The following is a 4378-nucleotide window of genomic DNA, read 5'->3' as shown; positions in this document are numbered from 1 at the left end:
GCAACTCCCTTTTTTCCGCAATGCTACTTTACACCTGAATGGGCAGGCCTTAGGATTCCAATGAAAGATGATCCCGTCGTGACAGGCACCTTTTATTGGCCAATCAGGAGGAAATCCAATGGAAAAGAAAGTCTTGATCGCCGTCGACGATTCCCGGCATTCGGAAAACGCACTGCGCTATGCGGCCTCGCTGCGTGAAACGCTGAGCGACCTTAAATATCTCCTGTTTCATGTGCAGCCGACTATTTCCCAATACCTGCTGGATGAAGCCAAGCTAAAACCAGGCGCCAGCGCCGCGCTGCAAAAGCTGATGCGAAAAAGCAACCAAGCCGCGCAGGCGCTTCTCGAAAAGGACAAGCTGCTCTTGATGTCCCACGGTGTCCCCGACGTTGACGTCCAGCTATTGACCCTGCCCCGAAAATTCGGTGTGTCCAAAGATGTCTTGGAGCACGGCACGGCGATGCTGGTTGACGCCATCCTTGTTGGCCGGCGGGGGCTTTCCGGGCTGGCTGACGTTTTCCTCGGCAGCGTGAGCGCCAACATCGTGGACAACTCCCAACTGATTCCGATCTGGCTGGTCGATGAAAAAGGACCTTCCAGGGAGATCATGATCGCCGTTGACGGATCGGAGAGCTCCCTGCGGGCCGTGGACCATCTGGCTTTCATGATCGGCGGCCACACCGAGGTAAACCTGACCTTCTTTCATGTGGCACCTCGGCTAAAAGACTTTTGTCCGATTGACTTCGAGGACGTCGACTCCGCGACGCTCGAAACCATTATCCGACAGGGGGACCAGGCCTGTGTCGACCGGTTTTTCGCCCACGCCACCAGTAAGCTCGAAGCATTGGGGATTCGCGACAGTCAAGTAAAGATCCGTAAAAAAGAGGGCGGCTTCAGGATCGGCAAGGCGATATTGGAGGCCTACCGACAGGGGAAATACGGCACGCTGGTCATCGGACGGCGGGGGATGGACAAAAAGTTTTTTACCGGCAGTGTCAGTCGCTACCTGATCAATCAGTTTTCCGATGGTGCGCTCTGGGTGGTCCCCTGAGAGCACTTTGCGTTAGACCGACACGCTATCTATCGTCAGTCTGTCTAACGCGGCTCCGTCGGCTTCGTTAACTTGTTCTCCGGGTCGCCTCCGGTGGTCTCCATCGTCTCACCGAGTTCATCGATCCAGGTCTTATCGAACAGCTGGATGCCGCGGTGATAGGCGGCACGGCCGATCAGGTGGGCGGCCACCGGCGCGGTCAACAGCAAAAACACGATGACGGCCACGGCCCTGATGGTCGTACCCAATTCGTCGGCCGCCACGGCTTCCGCCGCCAGGATGAAACCCGTCCCCAACGTTCCGGCCTTGGTGGCGGCGTGCATGCGAATGAGGGTGTCAGGCAGCCGCAGCATGCCCAGGGCGGCAACCAGGCAAAAGAGACTACCGATGATCAGCAATGCTGCCGTGATGACGGCGCTTATCATGGCTCCACCTTTTTTTGCGGTCCCTGGCCCGGTTTGCGGGAACGCATCAGAAATCGGGCCAGGGCCACCGTTCCCAGAAACGCGACCAGGGCGTAAGCAATGGCCACATCCAGAAACGAGGTGTCGCCGGCATGCACGGCATAGGCCGCCAGGAAGGCAACGATCAGCACCGAAATCAGGTCCAGTGCCACCACGCGATCGGCTGCCTGCGGCCCCCGTACCAGCCGGATGAATGCCAGCGCCATGCTGACGATCAACAACGCCAGGGCCAATTGGCTGGCGATCTGAACCACCGTATGGCCGTCGATGATCATCGCATTACCTCCAACACCCGTCGTTCCACTCCGTCCGTGATGCCTTGCCGAAAACGATCCGGATCGTCCAGAAACATGACATGGACGTAAAGGGTACGGCGGTCTTCGGAGAGGTCGATGCTGAGGGTTCCCGGGGTCAGTGAGATCAGGTTGGCCACCAGCAGAATCTCCAATTCGGTTTGTGCACGTAAAGGGATACCGACGATACCCGGACGGCTGATGTGCCTGGGAGTGACGACGTCCCACAACACCCGCAGATTGGACAGGATCAACTCCATCAAGAAATAACCCACCAAACGCACGGTTTTGGGGGCGCGCTGAAAATAGCGGGACCGGCCATACAGCGGCTGGGTGATCCACAGCACCGCATACCCCAGCGCAAACCCCGCCAGAAACCCAGCCAGGGAAAGCTGTCCCTGCACGCCCACATAGCCGAAAGCCAGAAAGCTGTTGATAAAAAACAGATTCATCGCATCTCTCCCACCACGGTGTAGACGTAAGCCCTCGGATCGATCAGCTCTTCGGCTGCCGTCCGGGCCAACTGGTAAAACGGCTCCGGCCATAATCCGATAAACACGGTTAGCAGGACCAGTGCCACGACCGGCGCTGTCATCCAGACGGACACACGGTTTTGAACCGTGGTGCTTTCGGTTGTGGGCCTCGGCTTCCAGAAGGCTTCGTTCCAGATCTTGGTCATGGAATAGATGGTCAGCAGACCGACTGCCGCAGCGATGCCCGCCAAGACCAAGTGGTTGGCATCCAGACTGGCCCGGATCAGGATCATTTTGGCCCAGAATCCGGACAAAGGGGGAAAGCCGGCCAGGGAAAAAGCGGGTATGAAAAACAGCAGCGCAAGGAGACCGCGGGCGTACAGGCCACCGATACGGGCCAGGGCGAATGATCCGCTCTGCTGACGGATCAGGCCACTGATCAAAAACAGATTGGCCTTCACCACGATGTGATGCAGCAGATAGAACACGGCGCCAGCCAGGGCCAGGGGGGTAAATAATCCCAGTCCAAGGACCATGTAGCCCACCTGGCTGATGATGTGAAACGACAAAATGCGCCGAATGTCGCTCTGCGCGGCGGCACCCAGCACACCGGTGATCATGGTCAGGGCCGCTGCCACCAGGACCAGTTCCTGAACGCCGTTGTTGTTGAACGGAAACAGCAGGGTGAAGGTCCGGATCAATGCATAGACGCCCACTTTGGTCAGCAGGCCTGAAAAAATCGCCGATACGGCTACCGGCGGGGTGTGGTAGGACGCCGGCAGCCAGAAAAAGAGCGGAAAGAGGCCGGATTTGATGCCAAAGGCAGTCAGGAACAGGACGGATACGGCTGCCACCTGTCCCGGATCGGCAACTGCCCGTAGTTTGAGATGCAGGTGGGCCATGTTCAGCGTTCCGGTCATGCCATAGACCAGCCCCAGCCCGGTCAGAAACAGCAGGGTCGCAAAGAGGTTGATCACTACGTACTTGACGCCGCCTTTGATTTGGGCGCGGGTTCTTCCAAGTACCAGTAGGGCGAATGAGGCCATCAGCATGACCTCGAACCACACATACAGATTGAACAGGTCGCCGGTCAGAAATGCTCCGCTGATGCCGCCTACCAGGATGTGCAGCAGTGGATAGTAGCCCCGCTTCAGATCATCGGCGCTGATTTCGGCCCGTGAATAGACGACCACGGCGCCGTAGACCACTCCGGTAATCAGAACCATCAGTGCGCTGAGGTGGTCGGCGACCAGGGCAATGCCGAAGGGCGCCGGCCAACTGCCCACGTGCAGGACGGCAATACCCTGGTGGTGGACCCGGTAGAGCAACCACCCGCCGGCGGTCAAATGCACGGCGGCCGTAACCAGGGTCGAGACATGCTGAAAAAGCGGCCGGCGATGTCCCAGCAGCGCCAGGGCTGCAGCGGTGAACGGGACGATGATCGGCGCAACCAGCATTCCGCTCATAGTCGTGACCTTTCTGCCGGTGCAAGGTCCTGGCTGTCGGATTCGGCCATCGCCTCGGTGTCCACTGTTCCCAATTGCTGGTAAGCGCGCAAGAACAGGATGAAAATGAATGCCAGCAAGGCAAATCCGATGACGATGGCCGTCAGAATCAGGGCCTGGGGCAGACTGTTGGCGACCGTCGCTGCCGGCTGCAGTGCCCCCTGCTCGATCAGCGGCGGCCGAACGGTGTCCATACGGCCGGCGGCAAAGATCAACAGGTTGACGGCGTTGCTGGCCAGCACCAGCCCAAAAATGAAACGAACCAGATTTCTGGAGAGCATCAGGAATACACTGCCGGCTACCATGGCACCGGTCAGGAGGGCCAGGACGGTCTCCATGTCAACTCTCCTCCAGGTGGAGCACGAGGGTCAAAATTGTCCCCAGCACGACCAAAAAGACGCCTACATCGAAGACCAGGGGAGTGCCCACCGCCGGGGTACCGGCAAGCGCATCCGTTGGCCACCACAAACCGGTCAGAAAAGGCTCACCGGCAACCACAGCCAACAGACCCGAACCGATGGCCAGCAGCAGCCCCCAGGCGACCAAGACGAGGGGGTCGATGCGCAGGGCCAGGCGGACCGGTTGCGGACCT

The 4378-nt window shown here is 59.0% G+C and carries 7 protein-coding genes; 1 reads left to right on the top strand and 6 read right to left on the bottom strand.

The window, feature by feature from the left end; genetic code table 11:
* Window positions 1-118: 118 nt before the first annotated feature.
* Window positions 119-1051: a universal stress protein gene (locus tag ABYV26_RS21750; protein ID WP_372683458.1), complete on the top strand. Its 933-nt coding sequence runs from the start codon at window positions 119-121 to the stop codon at window positions 1049-1051.
* A gap of 44 nt (window positions 1052-1095) precedes the next feature.
* On the opposite strand, the gene mnhG is transcribed toward ABYV26_RS21750, so the two are convergent.
* The 6 genes from mnhG to ABYV26_RS21720 form a co-directional block, all read right to left on the bottom strand.
* On the bottom strand, window positions 1096-1476 hold the full coding sequence (mnhG, locus tag ABYV26_RS21745) for a monovalent cation/H(+) antiporter subunit G (RefSeq protein ID WP_372683457.1): 381 nt from the start codon (window positions 1474-1476) through the stop codon (window positions 1096-1098).
* Window positions 1473-1790, bottom strand: coding sequence for a monovalent cation/H+ antiporter complex subunit F (locus tag ABYV26_RS21740; protein WP_372683456.1), 318 nt, complete (start codon window positions 1788-1790; stop codon window positions 1473-1475). The genes mnhG and ABYV26_RS21740 overlap by 4 nt, the downstream gene beginning before the upstream one ends.
* A complete protein-coding gene (locus ABYV26_RS21735) occupies window positions 1787-2260 on the bottom strand; it encodes a Na+/H+ antiporter subunit E (RefSeq protein ID WP_372683455.1) in 474 nt (157 codons plus the stop codon). The genes ABYV26_RS21740 and ABYV26_RS21735 overlap by 4 nt, the downstream gene beginning before the upstream one ends.
* The gene (locus tag ABYV26_RS21730; RefSeq protein ID WP_372683454.1) at window positions 2257-3747 is read right to left on the bottom strand and encodes a Na+/H+ antiporter subunit D; all 1491 of its coding nucleotides are present in this window, start codon (window positions 3745-3747) and stop codon (window positions 2257-2259) included. The genes ABYV26_RS21735 and ABYV26_RS21730 overlap by 4 nt, the downstream gene beginning before the upstream one ends.
* Window positions 3744-4124, bottom strand: coding sequence for an NADH-quinone oxidoreductase subunit K (locus ABYV26_RS21725; protein WP_372683453.1), 381 nt, complete (start codon window positions 4122-4124; stop codon window positions 3744-3746). Before ABYV26_RS21725 ends, ABYV26_RS21730 begins: the two co-directional genes overlap by 4 nt.
* Before the next feature lies 1 nt (window position 4125).
* Window positions 4126-4378, bottom strand: a 253-nt coding sequence (locus ABYV26_RS21720; protein ID WP_372683452.1) for an MnhB domain-containing protein, incomplete at its 5' end; no start/stop codon positions are given.

This window comes from Desulfosarcina sp., from assembly GCF_041551955.1.
In the GTDB taxonomy this organism is placed as follows: domain Bacteria; phylum Desulfobacterota; class Desulfobacteria; order Desulfobacterales; family Desulfosarcinaceae; genus Desulfosarcina.
This window is presented reverse-complemented; position numbering and strand designations above follow the sequence as displayed.